The sequence below is a fragment of the Bacteroidales bacterium genome, assembly GCA_013141385.1.
Taxonomy (GTDB): Bacteria; Bacteroidota; Bacteroidia; order Bacteroidales; family Tenuifilaceae; genus UBA8529.
This window is the reverse complement of record JABFRB010000002.1, coordinates 211,248-229,007: the sequence shown is the minus strand read 5'-3', so window position 1 is coordinate 229,007 and position 17,760 is coordinate 211,248. Positions and strand designations below refer to the sequence as shown.

The 17,760-nt window shown below is 34.7% G+C and carries 11 protein-coding genes and 1 rRNA gene; 5 read left to right on the top strand and 7 right to left on the bottom strand.

The features are described from left to right. Window positions 1–3 precede the first annotated feature (3 nt). The 4 genes from HOO91_02120 to HOO91_02105 all read left to right on the top strand — a co-directional run bounded on the left by HOO91_02120 (window position 4) and on the right by HOO91_02105 (window position 6,081). A complete protein-coding gene (locus tag HOO91_02120; GenBank protein ID NOU16338.1) occupies window positions 4–1,578 on the top strand; it encodes a hypothetical protein in 1,575 nt (524 codons plus the stop codon). A 213-nt stretch (window positions 1,579–1,791) separates the two neighbouring features. Further along, on the top strand, window positions 1,792–4,059 hold the full coding sequence (locus HOO91_02115; GenBank protein NOU16337.1) for a bifunctional (p)ppGpp synthetase/guanosine-3',5'-bis(diphosphate) 3'-pyrophosphohydrolase: 2,268 nt from the start codon (window positions 1,792–1,794) through the stop codon (window positions 4,057–4,059). A 97-nt stretch (window positions 4,060–4,156) separates the two neighbouring features. Beyond that, window positions 4,157–4,621: a transcriptional repressor gene (locus HOO91_02110; GenBank protein NOU16336.1), complete on the top strand. Its 465-nt coding sequence runs from the start codon at window positions 4,157–4,159 to the stop codon at window positions 4,619–4,621. Window positions 4,622–4,818: 197 nt separating this feature from the next. After that, entirely contained in the window at window positions 4,819–6,081 is a 1,263-nt protein-coding gene (locus HOO91_02105; protein ID NOU16335.1) for an adenylosuccinate synthase, read from the top strand. Between the two features lie 44 nt (window positions 6,082–6,125). Here the strand turns inward: HOO91_02105 and HOO91_02100 are convergent, their stop codons facing one another. The 6 genes from HOO91_02100 to HOO91_02075 all read right to left on the bottom strand — a co-directional run bounded on the left by HOO91_02100 (window position 6,126) and on the right by HOO91_02075 (window position 15,362). Then, a complete protein-coding gene (locus tag HOO91_02100; GenBank protein NOU16334.1) occupies window positions 6,126–8,021 on the bottom strand; it encodes a DUF3857 domain-containing protein in 1,896 nt (631 codons plus the stop codon). A 20-nt stretch (window positions 8,022–8,041) separates the two neighbouring features. After that, window positions 8,042–10,075 carry a DUF3857 domain-containing protein gene (locus tag HOO91_02095; GenBank protein NOU16333.1) on the bottom strand — a complete coding sequence of 678 codons (2,034 nt, stop codon included), beginning with the start codon at window positions 10,073–10,075 and terminating at the stop codon, window positions 8,042–8,044. Window positions 10,076–10,107: 32 nt separating this feature from the next. Continuing rightward, window positions 10,108–12,192, bottom strand: coding sequence for a hypothetical protein (locus HOO91_02090; GenBank protein NOU16332.1), 2,085 nt, complete (start codon window positions 12,190–12,192; stop codon window positions 10,108–10,110). 110 nt (window positions 12,193–12,302) lie between these two features. After that, on the bottom strand, window positions 12,303–13,694 hold the full coding sequence (locus tag HOO91_02085) for an MFS transporter (GenBank protein NOU16331.1): 1,392 nt from the start codon (window positions 13,692–13,694) through the stop codon (window positions 12,303–12,305). Between the two features lie 165 nt (window positions 13,695–13,859). Continuing rightward, complete coding sequence (locus tag HOO91_02080) at window positions 13,860–14,303, bottom strand: SPOR domain-containing protein (GenBank protein ID NOU16330.1); 444 nt, start codon at window positions 14,301–14,303, stop codon at window positions 13,860–13,862. A gap of 129 nt (window positions 14,304–14,432) precedes the next feature. Then, window positions 14,433–15,362 (bottom strand): 4Fe-4S cluster-binding domain-containing protein, encoded by a 930-nt coding sequence (locus tag HOO91_02075; protein NOU16329.1) that lies wholly within the window; start codon window positions 15,360–15,362, stop codon window positions 14,433–14,435. Window positions 15,363–15,534: 172 nt separating this feature from the next. Between HOO91_02075 and HOO91_02070 the strand changes: the two genes are divergently transcribed. After that, window positions 15,535–17,442: an AMP-binding protein gene (locus tag HOO91_02070; protein NOU16328.1), complete on the top strand. Its 1,908-nt coding sequence runs from the start codon at window positions 15,535–15,537 to the stop codon at window positions 17,440–17,442. A gap of 155 nt (window positions 17,443–17,597) precedes the next feature. Here HOO91_02070 and rrf read toward each other — a convergent pair. Next, window positions 17,598–17,706, bottom strand: a 5S ribosomal RNA gene (gene rrf, locus HOO91_02065). Window positions 17,707–17,760 lie beyond the last annotated feature (54 nt).

The following is a 17,760-nucleotide window of genomic DNA, read 5'->3' as shown; positions in this document are numbered from 1 at the left end:
ATTATGTCATCTTATAATACTATAAGTTACTCAATAATAATATTTGTTATTCTGCTTTTCAGTTTGGATTCTTTAGCTCAAACAAAAAAACCAAATCATCCCACTATAAAATATATAACAAACGATCTAAGCACAGGGCATCCAACAATCTACTGGTCAAAAGAACAGTTCGATCCGTTATGTGAACCAACTATAGGTTATATTATTTACAGAAAACAAACCTCGGGTAGCTGCGTTGGTAATAATTGTTCTATCGATACTGTTGCAGCCAATGTTTTTTCCTATACTGATATAACAGCCAATTGTAACCTAAGCAAAGAAACATACAACGTTGCGACATTGGGGACAACGCAAACAAGTCCGCTATGGACTGCACATTCTAATATCTTTATTACATCCAAATACGACAGTTGTTACTCCAAAATTGATCTTACTTGGAATTTGTATGAAGGATGGAAAAATGATAGTACTTACGCTTATTACTATTTATATGTTAGTAATACACCTGCTTTGAATTCTTTTACATTTAAAGACTCAATTTACAAATTCACCAATCAGTACAGTTTGAAAAACGTAATTGAGAACAGGGATTACTACTTTTATCTTACGGCCAGAAGAGTCGATAAACCTTTTACTACGTATTCCAGCCTCTATCATAGGTTCACCGATATGCCTATCCGTCCTAATAGTATGTCGGTTGATTCAATTATTGCTGAGGATAAAAAAGTTAATATCTATTTTCAAATCGACCAAGCCACTGAAATTAAACGTTTCCAAGTTATGAGGTGGGAGCAATCCGATTCAATTAAGAGTATTTTTAGTAAAAAAATGCTTGATGAATTTTATGATCCTAGAATTAACTATTTTGGTGATACTTTAGATAGCTGGACTGCTCGAACACGCCCATTCTTCTATAAAACTGATGCCTTAAATACTTGTAATCAGGTTGTAAAGAAAACTAATCTAGCCAATACTATTATTCCCAAAGTACATAATCGAGGTTTATCAAATCACATTGAATGGGAAAAACTTTACATTGATACTTCACTCGCTGAGCACAAAAATAACTATGCAAGATATAGAATAACCCGATATGCTTATGCAGATATTGCAATGCCTCCAGTTTACCTGCCTGAAACAGATCAACTCGAAATAACTGATGATGTTAAGATTTTCGAAGGTCAAGGCTATTCGGTTAAATTTTGCTACCAAATTGAAGGATCTGAAAGAGATTTAAGCGGATCGTTAGTCATGCTTAGCAAATCTAGAATTCAATGCACCGAAGTAGTTCCTGGAGTAGTAATGCCAGATGCAATAATACCTAATGACACTTATGTAAATAATGGTAATGCCCGTAATATTCTAATACCTATCATAACGTTTAAAGCCGATTATTCCCTTAGCATATATAATCGTTGGGGTAATTTAATTTTTGAAGGCAGAAATATTGGTTGGAATGGAAGTATGGCTGGCGGTAGGCTGGCTAATGAAGGTACTTATGTGTATAGGCTTGTAATTAGCACATCAGGGAACAAAGATCTTGTTAAAACAGGTAATGTTACTGTAATCTATCATTAATAGGCTTTAAGTATTCGTTAACCTCAAAAAGTAAATATCACAATTACTCCAACAGCTCATTTTTAGCTACTTTTACATCTTTAATTATTCAAAAGAGATTTTTCCTGTTTTATAAAAAATAACTGGATCTTACATTTTTTTGAATTTGAAAAGATTTGTTGAAATATTTTACAATGTCTATTGAAACAATAAAATAAGTTGATTATTTACAATATGAACCTTCAAACCGAAGAAGAAAAAAAAAATATTCAGGAACACTTCGAAGACCTTCTTAATAATTGCACCCGTTGCAACACTGAAGAGGACAAGGCGTTAATCCTAAAAGCATTTAATCTTGCCAACGAAGCACATAAAGGTGTTCGAAGAAAATCTGGAGAACCTTATATTATTCACCCTATTTCTGTGGCAAAAATTGTTACTCAAGAAATTGGCTTGGGGGCTAAATCTATCGCGTGTGCTCTACTTCACGACGTAGTTGAAGATACGGATTATACGGTCGAAGATATGAATCGGCTATTCGGACCTAAAATTGCTTCGATCATCGATGGACTTACTAAAATATCGGGGGTTTTTGATGCAAACTCATCATTGCAAGCGGAGAATTTCCGAAAAATGTTGCTGACCATCGCAGAAGATATCCGAGTTATTCTTATTAAACTCGCCGACAGGCTGCACAACATGCGAACACTCGATTCCTTGCAGCCTAATAAGCAAATGAAAATTGCTGGTGAAACAATCTATTTATATGCTCCATTAGCGCATAGATTAGGCCTCTACGCAATAAAAACCGAACTCGAAGATCTAAGTTTAAAATATCGATTTCCACAAGTTTTCGAAGAGATTCAAACAAGAGTTGCCGATAGCGAGAAAAGGAGAATGCAACTAATCGACAACTTTTCGATTCCAATAATTAATAAACTAGATGAGAATAACATTGATTATGAAATAACTGGTCGCCCAAAATCGATTTACTCTGTTTGGAAAAAAATACAATCAAAGAATGTTACCTTCGAGGATATTTATGATCTTTTGGCTATTCGCATAATTTTTAAACCTCTCACTAACATTCCTGAGAAAACCCAATGCTGGCATATATATTCGCTAGTTACAGACATATACAAGCCCAAACCTGATCGTATACGAGATTGGGTTAGCACCCCAAAAGCAAATGGTTACGAAGCATTACACTGTACTGTTATGGGACCAAATGGGCAATGGGTCGAAGTTCAAATACGAACCCAAAGAATGGATGATATCGCTGAACGAGGATTTGCAGCTCACTGGAAGTACAAGGACGTAGATGCTACCAATCAAGAAAATGAACTCGATAAATGGATCAAGCGAATTCGTGAAATGCTTGATAATCCACAATCCGATGCCTTAGAATTTCTCGATGAATTCAAACTTAATCTATTCTCATCTGAAATTGTTGTTTTTACCCCCAAAGGTGATACCAAAACACTTCCCAAAGGTGCTACCACCCTCGATTTAGCCTACGAAATACATTCTGAAATTGGAAATAAAGCCATTGGTGCAAAGGTAAATCACAAACTGGTTCCCCTTAGTTATGTTCTAAATAGCGGGGATCAAGTTGAAATAATTACAGCTACTACGCAAAAACCATCTTGGGAATCATTAAATTACGTAATTACAGCCAAGGCAAAACTAGCAATTAAGGCTACCCTCAAAGCCGAAACCAAAAATAGAATTGAAAAGGGGCAAAATCTTATAGAAAAAAAACTTGCTGAACTGGGGATAACCCCTTCATCTCGTGTTTTCAAAAAAATCCTTCCAGCTTACGATTGTCTTTCTAAAGATGAACTATATAGTAAAATAGGATCAAACCTTATATCACTTGACGATCTTAAAAAGATCTTAAAAAAGAATACCAAAAGTAAATGGATAAAATATTGGGGTCTACAACTATCAATTAACTCCTTACGAAAAAAAGAGATAGACAATGACGAAGATGATGAAAATGAGGATTGGGTAACTAATCCGAAAATTGATGTAAAAACACCGTATCTTCTAAGAGAGACACAAGACGAAGATCCCCCTTCGTATATCGTTGCTAAATGTTGCAACCCTATTCCTGGAGATGAAGTAATCGGTTTTATTACTCCCGAAGAAAATGTAATCATTCACAAGGCCACCTGTGTTGAGGCAATTCGATTAATGTCACAGCATGGCGATAGAATTGTTTCTGCAAAGTGGACTACACACAAGGTTCTTTCGTTCCTCGCCCGAATTGAGGTTCGTGGAATGGATAGGATTGGCATTCTAAGTGAGCTAGTTAAAGTTATATCCGATGAGCTACGTGTCAATATTCGAAAGTTGCATATAGATAGTCACGATGGTATCTTCGATAGTACAATCGATTTATATGTTCACAATATCAGCGACTTAAACAACCTAGGAATGAACGTAATGAAAATTAAAGGTATTGATTCTGTAAAAAGAGTCGAAAAGTTTGATGATTAAACCTTTTCACTTTAAACTTGTTAATTCAATTATATAGAATAGAGATTTCTTAAATTTGATAATATCTTTACGCAAAACTTATACAAATAAGATAAATATGACTTGCATAAGCACCAAAGATACCGTTAAAAAACTTTTTATCGATTACCTCGAGCGCAAGGGTCATAGAAAAACACCTGAGCGTTTTTCTATCCTAGAGGAAATTTATACTCACGAAGGGCATTTTGATATTGAGACCCTTTATATCTTCATGAAGAATAAGAAATACAGAGTTAGCCGTGCTACACTATATAACACTATTGAACTATTACTTGATTGTGGTCTGGTAGTTAAACACCAATTTGGTAAAAACATCGCTCAGTTCGAAAAAGCTTATGAATGTAAACAACACGATCACTTAATCTGCACAAGATGTGGAAAGGTAATTGAATTCTGCGATCCACGTGTACAAGAGATTAAAAACACTGCAGGGAGAACAATGAACTTCAGAATTTCTCATCACTCCCTTTACTTTTACGGAACATGTAATGATTGTATAAATGAACTTGAACTGACAGTTTAACTAACATTTAAATAGTTATAAAACCAAAACCGTTGCCTTAATGCCACGGTTTTTTTATGAAATAGATGGCTTGATAATTGGATAGAAGGCATCCATGTTGATAACTTCCATGGACTAGACATAATTTTTTATGTACCTTTAAAAGGTTATAAAACTATCATCTTTGGGATAAGTTTACATTTCTAAAACAATCATAAATGAAAGCAGATGTATTACTAGGACTTCAGTGGGGTGATGAAGGAAAAGGAAAAGTTGTGGATGTATTAACCTCCAATTACGATGTTATTGCTCGTTTTCAAGGCGGCCCCAATGCAGGACATTCTCTAGAGTTTAATCAAATTAAGCATGTATTACATACAATTCCTTCGGGAGTCTTCCATAAAGGGACTATAAATATTATTGGGAATGGAGTTGTTATCGATCCCATAATTTTTACTGAAGAAATTGAGGCTTTATCAAAAATGGGAGTGGATTTACAAAACACACTTAAAATATCAAAAAAAGCACATCTAATCCTCCCATCGCATCGTGAACTTGATGCTGCATCAGAAGCAGCCAAAGGTAAGAGTAAGATAGGTTCTACCCTTAAAGGAATTGGCCCAACCTACATGGATAAAACAGGTCGTAATGGCTTGCGGGTTGGCGATATACTCCGGGTTGATTTTAAGGAGCGTTATGGAAATCTTAAAAATAAACATAAAGACATTCTCAAGCAGTATAATTATAACAGCAATATCGAACGGCATGAAGATGCTTGGTTCAAAGGTGTTGAGTTGATGAAAAAATTTGAGCTTATTGATTCGGAAGTAACCATAAACCATATGCTCGATAATGGCAAACGGTTCTTAGCAGAAGGGGCTCAAGGTTCTTTACTTGATATCGATTTCGGTTCTTACCCTTACGTTACATCATCCAATACTGTTTGTGCTGGAGCATGTACTGGCTTGGGTATTGCTCCATCGCGAATTGGTGAAGTTTTAGGTATTTTCAAAGCATACTGTACAAGAGTTGGCTCTGGACCATTCCCAACTGAGCAGGAGAATGCCATTGGTGAGGAAATGCGCAGAATTGGGGCTGAGTTTGGTGCAACTACTGGTAGGCCGCGCAGATGTGGGTGGCTTGATTTGGTGGCACTAAAATATGCCATCATGCTAAATGGTGTAACCTCGCTAATAATGATGAAGGCTGATGTACTTGACACCTTTGACACAATTAAAGTAGCCGTTTCGTATAAGGTAAATGGCAAATTAACTTATACAATGCCCTACGAAATTGATACTCCTATTGAACCAATTTATAAAGAGTTTAAGGGTTGGAAAGCCGATGTTACCAAAATCAAGAGCGAGAATGAACTACCTGAAAGATTGATAGAATACATAAGATTTATTGAAACCGAAACAGGTGTACCTATAAAAATAGTTTCTGTAGGACCGAACAGAGATGCTACGATTATCAGATAAAAAGCAAGGTGGATAATATCCACCCTGCTTTTTAACCCGTATATCTACTTATTGACTAGCACCAAACTTTGTTTATCCTGTTTTGACACCTCTAAAAGGAAGTCAATAAAATTATTGTATTCTTTTGCAGGATATTTTCCTCTGTTTTGCGTATATTTTCTAATCGTAATAAGTTTATCCCCATCAACATTTACGATGGAATTATAGCTTCCAAATAATCCAGAAATCGATTTGGGTTTTGGGCTATACTCAATGGTAAAACCTTTAGGTATATTATAAGTAATTGTATCGATGTGAGTAAAACACTCATCAATTTCGACATCCCTTAGTCTTCTTTTTACTTTAACAGGCACTGTGCTTCCTTGAGAAAAGGGGTTGAATGGAATAAATAGCCTACGACCAGTTTGAGATGCATACCCATTTACCTTAAAACTTATTCTTTCATTCCCTGTTGGTTCAGAATTATCATCAAGTTGATATTCAATACTACTGTAGATTATACCGGGTATTCGATACTTTCTCTGAACAATTTCCGCCTGATCTTTCTTGTTTGACCATACCTCAGGGAATAAGTTTTCAAGTTCGGCACTGTATTCTTTTGTAACCATCCTACCTTCAGCATTTCCAATGCTATCTAGTTTGATGTTGACCAATCGTGTTTGAACATTCTTTTCAGCAACTCCTCGCGGAATACGGACTAAACGGCTTGAATCGCCATCAACAAGTAAAACTTTCTGATTTTGAAACTCATGTGATATAAATGCAAAAGGGTATTGTTGGCTTGTACATTCTAACCATAAACTATCTACCCCGTTTGGAACACATAAAATGATATGATTTGTTTGACCCGCTCCAGGGAAATCGTCGAATATAATTTTCCGATCTCCCACACCAATTGGGCAGTAGAATGATTTTATACCAGCAGCCTTAAGAAGTGAATAAGTATAGTTAACAAGAGCCTTACAATCACCATAGCCATTCTTCTCTACCGAAGATGCGGGAAAAGGTTGCCAGCCGCCAACTCCAAGTTGAATGCTTACATATCGAGTATGCGATTGCATATATTTGTAAATCAATTGCACCTTATTACGCAAGATCGTTTCATTCTTCACAAGTTCCTGAACTTTGGTTTGAGCCTCAATAGACAAGTCGCTCCTTCCCAATTTCAGTGAATGCAACCATTGTCCGTAACTTTTCCAAGAATCCATGTGTCCATAGAAACCTCCAAGCGTAAAACTTGTCACACTTTGAATAACTGCTGGTGCAAACTCGTAAAAACTTGGTGAGTAAGGTTCCTTTTCAATTGGTTTCAAATTGCTGACATCCCATAAAAACACATCAAAACCATTCTCATCAACTGTTTTTGAGGGTTTATCAATATTCATCAACTTATAAATAAGTGGATTTGAATCAATACAAGAAACTTTCATATTTGCCTTTTCAACTCCAAGCCTATATCCGCTCTGAGGATACCACGAAGGAATAAACATCGCAGTATTCAACACTTTACGGCACTCGTACTCAACAGTAAACGGATACGATGTTTGAAACACCTCATAGGTAATAATTCTATTATCCTCATATATTGAATAATCTGCTACCATGCTTTGATCCTTGAAGTCGGACCGTTTCAGTCTTTTTACAACCTCAAGGTGATCATCACAAACAACTCCTTTTACGTATTCAATCCTTGAATCCTTATCATAGTATTCACTAAAATTTCCATAAATCTTTCCTTGTTCATTCAGCACTGTGACAACTATGTTTTCGGATACAATTACTTTATTCAGGCCTATTATTTTTATATCAGTTGCCAATCGTCGAATAACCGCATCAGCATTCCTTTTAAGAGAATCTGGGATATCTGACGATTTCCACTGGGGATAAACCACATTCGATAATAAAAAAACGGCAAAGGCAAGACTAAATAGTTTTTTCATTCTGCTTTTGGTTCAAATAATTAAATTTTCGTAAGCACCACTTTTTCATTTTGCTTCTTGATAATTTCATCGAAAAAACCTCTTAGCGCAGGGTAGTCATCGGAAAGGTAAAGTGTATTTGGAATGTTAATCTTACTCACCACAACTAAGTCGTTTCCTGAAACTTGGTATGTAATAACAAACTTTGCCTTACCCTCTGGCATGGACATGGAAATATTCGTTGGTAATTCTTCTATCTTGTAGCCATTTGGAAAAGTATATCTAACAATTACAGACTCATCACGTGGGAAAGTGAAGTTGACTGGAAATTTTCGTTCAACCTTTAAAAACGGATTCTTTCCAAAACCAAACCCCGACATTGGAGATAGGTATATGATGCTTGTATTCTCCTGCAATGTACCATCTGTCCTAATGTTGTAGGATTCCTTTGCTACAGCGATACCGTTATCATCAATCTTAACCTTTAAACTATCAATAGTAGAATTGTTAAAAGATTTAATTAGTGCCTCTTTCCTATGTTTCAAACTATCATCACCCTTAATTGTTTCAGCCATACTTAGAGCGAAGTAGTCCTTATACGTTGAACTTACACTGCCAGTAACAGCATTATTTTCATCAACTTTAAGGATTGCAAAGACTGATTTTTTAGAAGTGGTTTTTGGATACAAATCAAGCCAAGCACCATTTTTTAAGTCTATTATTCTTGCTTTACCATTCAGGCATTCGGTAGGAAGTAAACCAAGCATACTACAAGGAGCTGTTGCATCACAATTGTAGAATTTTTCTCCTATTTTGACATATGCGATAACATGATTAAATCCCGAAACTGTTACCTGCCAATCCATTACAAGTCCATGAAATCGAGTACTAAGAGCAACAGGGTAGGCCTCCAATCCTGCTTGTCGCAATGCCACAACCAAATTCAAATTCACCTCCGAGGAGTTTCCAACTCCCTCTTTGTATGCAGCTTTTACACCATTTTCAGTGTATAGACGGAATTTATCGTTCCATTTTATTCTACTTTTTATAAACGAAACCGTTTTTGCAAGTTTCTCTTCAGGACTTTCAGCTGTCCCTATGAAAGCCTTCAAATCATCCTCAAGGTATGAACCATTATCTAATTGTTTTCCGAAATTCCTTTCATCTAACAACTTTTTAGATACCTCAGCCCAAGAAGTTGAGAAGTTTTCCTGTAATTGACCCGGATATCTTACCCATGCAAGTTCAAAATTGACTTTTGTTAAATAGTTATCCAAATTATCGACAAATGACTCATCGTCAACTCCAGGAATATTTTGAGCAGTAAATATTTTTGATTGCTCAGTATATTTTACCTCAGCCCTACTTGTCTGACTCTTTACAATTGCATTACGAAGGCTAGTTCCTCCTGATCTTTCCTGGGTATTAAAATAAATTGACCTATAATTCACCTCATCCTTCACTGAAATTGGTTCATAGCCTGAAATATGTGTTTTATAACTATAGTACTCTGGTATTCCAATCGAATATTGGCTGAAAAGTACAGGAATTGAGTATTGAAAATCCCATGGTTGAAGATTGTAGGTGTAATCGGAGGTAATCTCATAATCAAATTCGAGTATAGAACCCTCAACTACCTTCGGGAAAGTAATTTTCACACCTGTGCGCCTTTCATCCTTCTTTTCCCTAAATATTGCACTCTTTTCAACTTTTTCTTTTACAATTTTACCGTTTTCGAGATTAAAAGTAAAGCCTTTAAAGGATGCTAATTTTTCTTCAAAATCATTTTCGTTGAAAAGGGTTAGACTAAGATCAGCCCAGCTCAAACCATCCTTGCTAAGTATTTTAACTCGTGCATGCCGTATGATTAGTAATTGAAATCTACTTTTATCCATATTATAATCAAACCGGGTTTCTCCAATATCAAATAAGAAAACGGCCGCAGCACTTGAATCAATTGGACAAACTTTCATTTCCATTTCTGCCATAGAAATTTTACCAAATTTTTGATCATAGGGTTGTGCAAATGTCTTTAGACATATTAGCAACAAAATGTACAGCAAAATATTTTTCATTAGGGTAACAGGTTAAATATTTAATTAAGTGATTATATTTTCTTTAGAACAACTTTCTCACCCTGTTTCTTAATTATCTCATCAACAAATACCTTAAGAGCGGGATACTCACTTGAATTGTACTCAACCTTAGGTATTATAAGTTTACTAATTAAAACCAGCTCATTACCAACAACTTGACAACTATAAATATACTTTCCATTACCATCAGGAAGTGAATAGTTAACACTTGAAGGTAATTCATCAACTTTATAACCATCAGGTAATGTAATCTTTATAACGAAAGACTCGTCACTTGGGAAGGTGAAGTTTACAGGATATTTACGATCACTTTTTTCAAAGGAGCTAATTTTGAATCCTAGCCATTGAGCAGGAGTAATGCTCAGGGTTTCATCAGGTGATGTTGATGTAGCATTATTATAAACACCATAACTCACTTTTGCTTCTGGTAGATTGTTTTTATCAAATTCTATAGTTAAACTATCAACATTACCATTTTTAAATAGATTACTTATTTCCTCTTTTTTACGCTTCAAATCATCATCACCATTTATCGATTCCATGAGTTGAGTTGTAAAATAATTTTTATACGTAATCGAAACCTTACCTGCTATATTGCACTTATTATCAATACTAAAGGTTGCAAAACTACTTTTTTTAGATATAAATTCGGGATATAGGTTTATCCGTTCACTTTGTTTAGCATCAACAATAAGCACCTGACCATTAAGGCATTCTAATGGAAGCACTCCCAGAAAAGTTAATTTTGAAGCAGCATCAGAAAATAGAATTTTATCATCGATTTTTACTCCAGCAATAACATAATTAAATCTATCAAGATTTTTAGTCCAATCAAATACTCCGCCATGAGAACGAGTGCTTAAAATTATTGGTACTGCATTCAGTCCTGCTTGTTTAAGAGCCATAACTAAATTTAGGTTTATTTCGGCTATATTTCCATAGCCCTCATTATATGCCGATTTTACACCTTTATCTGTAAATATTCCATACTTTCCATTCCACTTAATTTTATTAAAAATGAAAGAACGAATCTTAATAATCTTATCTTCTGGATTATTTACCCCTTCAATTGTTTTTGAAAGATCAGACATCAAATATTCACCATCAGCTAACTGATTTCCAAAATCATCATTTTCAAGAAGTCGTTTGTTAAGAGATTCCCATGAGGAATAATTATCTTCATGTATCAATCGTGGAATCAGTAAATATTGAAATTCAAAATCAATTCTTGTGACATAATTACTAATATTATCAACGTATGGTTCAATCTTTAAAGCAGGAACATTCTGTGCTATATATGATTTTTTGTTTTCAAAATAATTATAGTGAATATAACCTAAACGCTTATTTCCTAATAGTTCGCTTTCCAACCATGCGAAAGTAAAGTATTTATTTAACGGGGTAGAGTTTTCTTCGCGAATTGGTTCATAACCCGAAATATGACTATTGTATTTATAATAATCAAAAAGATACGTATCGTATTTACTTAACAATACAGGGATGGATCTTTGGAAAGCCCATGGTTGCATATTAAATATAAAATCTGAAACAATAGAGTACTTACACTCTATTATTGAACCCTTCTCAACCTTTGGAAAAGATATCTTCTGTACAATGTAGTTAATATCTTTGCTTTCTATAAGTATATTCTCTTTCTCAATTTTATATTTTTCAATCTTCCCATTCACCAAGTTATATGTCATACCTTTAAATATAGACAATTTTTCTTGGGCATTTCCAGGATGAATTCCCTCCGGCAGAGGTAGCCCAAGTCCTTTAAACCTAGAAATATTTGGCTGATTAATCTTGTTTCGATATAGAGATATCTCAAAGTTACCAGAATTTATACCCTCTACGCTTAAAATTTTAATTCTAAACTGTCTAGTATATTCCAGTTGAAAATCTTGAATGGTTTCATTATATACCATCCGTGTTTCTCCTATATCAAAAAGCACAACAGCTTCTGCACTTGAATCAATTGGACATACCTTCATCTCCATCTCTGCCATAGAGATTTTACCAAATTTTTGATCGTATTGCTGTGCAAATGCCGATAGACATAATAGAAGCAAAATGGATAGCAAAATATTTTTCATAATCTTGTTGTTTTTATTTTAAAGTTAATAAAAAAACAATTGCAAAAACGTTGGAAATAAAAAAACGCCCTCGAAAAGGGCGTTTTTTTATCTCCAAAAAATCTTTTGAACTATTTCTTCATATTAGGTAACTCTAAGCCATAGCCTTTTTTCTTATCTTCAGCTTTTAACAAGAATGCAAAAATAAGAGCAAGAAGCCCAAAGCCAGTAAAAATCATCATAGGTAAAGTATAGTTATAAGTATTTACGGTAAGACCATCTCTAACAACTTGACCTGTTATACAATATTTTTCTAGAACCCAGCCAATTAAAGCAGGTACACCCATTAAACCCCAATTCTGTACCCAGAAAATAAGTGCATAAGCTGTACCTAATTGTTTTTCAGGAATAATCTTTGGAACAGATGGCCACATTGCTGATGGAACCAATGAGAAACCAACACCTAAAACTAGAATTAACAGAATAGCCATAATCCAATGATGAAGGAATGGAACCGAAAATAATGCATGAACCGAAATAATTAGTAACGATCCAATCATCATAATGGTTGCACCTTTTCCTTTTCTATCATATAAATTTCCAAAAAACGGAGTAAGTAGAATTGTTCCAAAAGGTAACAAAGAAGGTATTGATCCAGCTAATTCCTCACTAACTCCAAACTTATTTATCATCAAGTCAGTCGCAAATTTTAGGAAAGGGAAAACGGCTGAATAAAAAAGCACACACAAGAATGCTATATACCACCAACCCTTATTTGTAATTATCTGGATTATATCTGACATTTTGAAAGCATCTTCTTCTAATTGAGCTTCAGTTTTCTGAACTTCTGAAGCGTCCAATTTTTTATCCATGAACATATACATGATAAAAGAGATAAGACCAATACAAAGTAAAATCAAGGCTAGTAAAATAGGTCTTGAAACATTAATAACCCCAAAAGCTTTTGCAATAGGAACAGAGGTTGCAATGGCCAGACCAGTACCTAAACGTGCTGTTGCCATTTCAAGGCCCATGGCAAGTGCAAGTTCTTTTCCCTTAAACCATTTATAAATAATCTTGGAAACAGTAATACCAGCAACTTCAACACCCACAGCAAAAATAGCAAACCCTAAACCTGCAATAAACACCTGCGCAGGAGCCTCAAAAGAGAGTATTTTCCAAGTGATACCATCAAGTGAATGAGTAGAAATAGCCCAAAACTTAATTGAGGTACCACACACCATTACAATTGTTGCCATCAAACCGGTAAACCTAACTCCCATTTTATCGAGGATAATACCACCGATAATTAACATTCCTAAGAAAACGTTGAACCAACCGTAAGCACTGTTAAAAAATCCAAAATCTGAACTACCCCAGCCTAATTTTCCTTCGAGTAGACCTTTTAAAGGTGCTACAACATCGGTCAAATAATAACCGCATAGCATTGTAAAGGCTACAACCGCTAAAGCGGTCCATCTGGCTGCGGCAGAATCACGTAAAGTTTGTCTTATCTGTTCCATTTTTTATTAATTATTATAATTTTAATTTTCTTGTTGAAGACTTGCAAATAAAAACAAAAAAACGGATTTTTCCTATAAATACCCTGCCCGTATTCTTCTAGAAATAAAAAGAGTAATGGAATATTCCATTACTCTTTCAATAATATACTATAACTTTCAATTTAACTATTTCGATTCATAGACCCAAAGTTCAATAGGCTCCTCCTTACCTTCATTGATTTTTCCTATTTGAGCAAATGCTTTGCTATAGGTTTCAAAAGCACCTATTGACACTAATTTAAAACCATTGTCGGAATCAATTATTTTTGTGCTATTGAATCCCATTTTATTAACTTCTTGCTGCCAACTATCCGCATTTGTCGGAACTTTAAAACTTCCTATAATTACATTAAACTTTAATTTGGAGAGTTCATCTTGAATTCTTTGAAGAGAATCATTGACCTCTTTTTCTTTGGCAGCTAAAGCCGCTTGAACTTTATTAATACTATCCTGCTTGGCTTGCCATGCAATTAAAGTATCAACTTTTTTTGTATCTTTTTTTCCGCCAAAGTATTTACATCCGCTAACTATGAGCGATATAAGTAGAATAGGAATTATTATTCTTTTCATAGGTTGGGTTAATTTTAGAATACCAAATTAAATAAAACATTGAATAAAGCCAAATATAAGCCATATTTATTGATGTTTGCAATTATTTTAATGAATTTTATAATGAAAATAATCGTACTAAACTATCTATTAATCATTTATAGCATCTCGAAACGGCGTATTGCTTAGGAAATCTGGTTTATAATAATCTGAACTCTCAAGCTCTTGAACCCAACCTTTAAAACCCAACTCTTCCATTTTTTTAACAACTAAATCATATTCTGATTTTCTAAGTTTTCGACATAATAATGGATCCGATTTAGATTTTTCAGTAGGAAAGTATTGTGCCATCAATGAAATATGCAAAAAAGGAGATATTTCATTTGCAATATACTCTAATACATCAATACTATCACTTTCACATCCTGGCAAAACAAGATGCCTTACAATAACACCACTTTCAATTAATCCTTCATTATCTAAAATTATAGTTGATCCCTTTTGTCGATACATCTCTTTTATTGCTTTTGATGCCACTTCAAAATAATTACTAACATTCGAAAATCTTTGTCCGAGTTTACTGTCGTAGTATTTAAAATCGGGAAGGTAAACATCAACAATATTTTCCAATTCTTTAAGGGTTTCTACATCATCATAACCATTAGAGTTGTATACTATAGTTGGTTTATAACCTCTAGTCCAAATGTTTTCGATTATCTGAATCATTTGATCTACTTGATGTGATGGTGACACAAATCCAAGCATTTTAACCCCACCATCAAGTTGCTCGGTTATTTCGTTTACAATCATATCAAAATCAGTTAACCATGATTTGTCGTAAGTATCATTGTCACTTATTTGATAGTTTTGGCAGTAAACACATTGTAGGTTACAATGAGCAAAAAACACATTGCATATACCCTTTCTTCCCGATATAACGGGTTCCTCCCCTTTGTGCAAAAATATTTTTGATACCAATGGCTTATTATTACATTTACAATAACCTACCTGATTTGAACTTCTATTTACATCGCATTTGCGTGGGCAAGAAAGACATTTGTCAGAGGAAAACAAATTCATATTATTAACATTTTGATGGCACAAAGGTACAATTCAGCAAATTGACAAAGTGTATTAACGAAAACTAATATTGATTGCAATTTCGTTTCATTTTCTTAGATTTGAGTTTTTATGATTTTATAATATTAATTATCAATCCACAAGGACATAATAACAAAACAACCTATATAATATGAAAACAATTATTGATTTGTTTGAAGAAAGTGTGAACAAATACCCTAATAACCCTTATATATGGGAAAAAGAAACCAATGAATACAATGCGACTTCCTATAAGGAAACTCGCGATGAAGTTTATAGGCTTGCTGCAGGTCTTTTAAGTTTGGGTGTAAAAAAAGGTGATAAAATTGCACTACTCTCCGAAGGAAGAAAACTTTGGGTAATAAGTGAATTAGCAATACTTTATACAGGCTCTGTGAATATCCCTTTGTCTATTAAGTTGGAGGGAACAGATCTTCTTTTCCGACTGGAGCATTCAGAATCTACAATAATTTTTGTTTCAAAAAATCAATCATCAAAAATTGATTCAATTCGAGATAAACTACCATTAGTTAAAAAGATTATTTATCTGGATTCCGTTGAGAATATAGACCCTAATGACCTCTTCATTGGAGATCTTTTCAAACTTGGAGACGAATTTTTAAAAGAAAATAAGAATAACCTTATTGAGTCATATCAGGCTATTCAACCAAATGACTATGCTAATATAAGTTATACGTCCGGAACAACGGCAGATCCAAAAGGTATTATTCTTTCGCACAGAAATTATACTGCTAATGTTGAGCAAGCACTTACCTTAATGGATATCCCCGAATCATATCGTACATTAATTATTTTACCTCTTGATCATTGTTTTGGACATGTGGCTGGCATTTATTCATTCATGTCAAAGGGAGCAAGCATTGCTACAGTTCAAACAGGAAAAACCCCTTTAGATACTTTAAAAAATATTCCTATTAACATTAAAGAACTAAAACCTAACTTGATGCTTAGCGTTCCTGCACTTGCAAAGAATTTCAAGAAAAACATAGAGGGTGGAATTAGGGCTAAAGGACCAATTGCTGAAAAATTATTCAATCATGCATTAAAACTATCATACAATTATAATAAAGAGGGCTGGAATAGAGGCAAAGGGTTTACGTTCTTATACAAACCGCTTTTATCAATATATGACAAGATTCTTTTTCAAAAAATACGCGAAGGCTTCGGTGGCAAACTCGATTTTTTTATTGGCGGTGGCGCATTACTTGATATAGACCTACAGCGATTCTTTTATGCAATAGGAATGCCTATGTTTCAAGGCTATGGGCTTTCAGAGGCAACTCCTATAATAAGTTCAAATTCATTAAAAAAACACAAATTTGGTTCATCAGGGCACTTAGTAAAGTATTTAGAACTAAAAATATGTGATGAAAATGGAAAAGAATTGCCAATTGGAGAGAAAGGAGAGATAGTTGTTAAAGGCGAAAATGTAATGATTGGATATTGGAAAAATCCTAAAGCAACTTCAGAAACAATAAAAAATGGTTGGCTTCATACAGGGGATATGGGCTATATGGATAAGGATGGTTTTCTATATGTTCTTGGCAGATTTAAAAGTCTTCTTATTGCAAGTGATGGTGAAAAGTATAGCCCAGAAGGAATCGAAGAGTCTTTAGTTCAACATTCTACTTTTGTAGATCAAATAATTCTCTATAATAACCAAAATCCTTACACAACAGCTCTTCTAGTACCTTCAAAAGAATCATTAAAACGTGCATTAAACGAAAAACAAATCAAGCATGACTCTCCTGAAGCAGAAGAAGAAGCAATAAAGTTAATAAACGATGAAATTGGAAAATTTAAAGCAGGTGGAGAAATGGGGGATATGTTTCCAGACAGATGGCTTCCTGCAACATTTGCAATCCTAGATGAGAATTTTTCAGAACAGAATGGTCTTATTAACAGTACAATGAAAGTAGTTCGTGGAAAAGTTGAAGAAAAATATCAAGACAGAATTAACCATCTTTATACACCAGAAGGTAAAAACTACCTAAATCAGAAAAACAGAGACATTATTAGAAACCTGTTATGTAATTAGAATATAGCGATTTGTCAATTAAACTAAACCGTCATTGTTGGCGGTTTTTTATTTTACAAATTTATCTCAAAACACCAACCCGGGGTCGGAATCGGGTGGGGCGGGGCCAAAAAGCGCAAAATAAAAAAGCCCCTAGGGTGTACCTAGGGGCCTGTGGGTGGCGACGTCCTACTCTCCCGCTTTCGCAGTACCATCGGCGCTGGCGGGCTTAACGTCCCTGTTCGGGATGGGAAGGGGTGGGGCCCCGCCGCTATGGTCACCGTATTGCTGCTCCCCCCTACCCCAGGGGGGATGATGTGTTCAACGTGGTGGCGTGGA

What these genes read in the sequence shown, in the direction of transcription:
- HOO91_02120 (NOU16338.1), top strand. Translation starts at nt 4, where the DNA reads ATGTCATCTTATAATACTATAAGTTACTCAATAATAATATTTGTTATT.
- HOO91_02115 (NOU16337.1), top strand. Translation starts at nt 1,792, where the DNA reads ATGAACCTTCAAACCGAAGAAGAAAAAAAAAATATTCAGGAACACTTC.
- HOO91_02110 (NOU16336.1), top strand. Translation starts at nt 4,157, where the DNA reads ATGACTTGCATAAGCACCAAAGATACCGTTAAAAAACTTTTTATCGAT.
- HOO91_02105 (NOU16335.1), top strand. Translation starts at nt 4,819, where the DNA reads ATGAAAGCAGATGTATTACTAGGACTTCAGTGGGGTGATGAAGGAAAA.
- HOO91_02100 (NOU16334.1), bottom strand. Translation starts at nt 8,021, where the DNA reads ATGAAAAAACTATTTAGTCTTGCCTTTGCCGTTTTTTTATTATCGAAT.
- HOO91_02095 (NOU16333.1), bottom strand. Translation starts at nt 10,075, where the DNA reads ATGAAAAATATTTTGCTGTACATTTTGTTGCTAATATGTCTAAAGACA.
- HOO91_02090 (NOU16332.1), bottom strand. Translation starts at nt 12,192, where the DNA reads ATGAAAAATATTTTGCTATCCATTTTGCTTCTATTATGTCTATCGGCA.
- HOO91_02085 (NOU16331.1), bottom strand. Translation starts at nt 13,694, where the DNA reads ATGGAACAGATAAGACAAACTTTACGTGATTCTGCCGCAGCCAGATGG.
- HOO91_02080 (NOU16330.1), bottom strand. Translation starts at nt 14,303, where the DNA reads ATGAAAAGAATAATAATTCCTATTCTACTTATATCGCTCATAGTTAGC.
- HOO91_02075 (NOU16329.1), bottom strand. Translation starts at nt 15,362, where the DNA reads ATGAATTTGTTTTCCTCTGACAAATGTCTTTCTTGCCCACGCAAATGC.
- HOO91_02070 (NOU16328.1), top strand. Translation starts at nt 15,535, where the DNA reads ATGAAAACAATTATTGATTTGTTTGAAGAAAGTGTGAACAAATACCCT.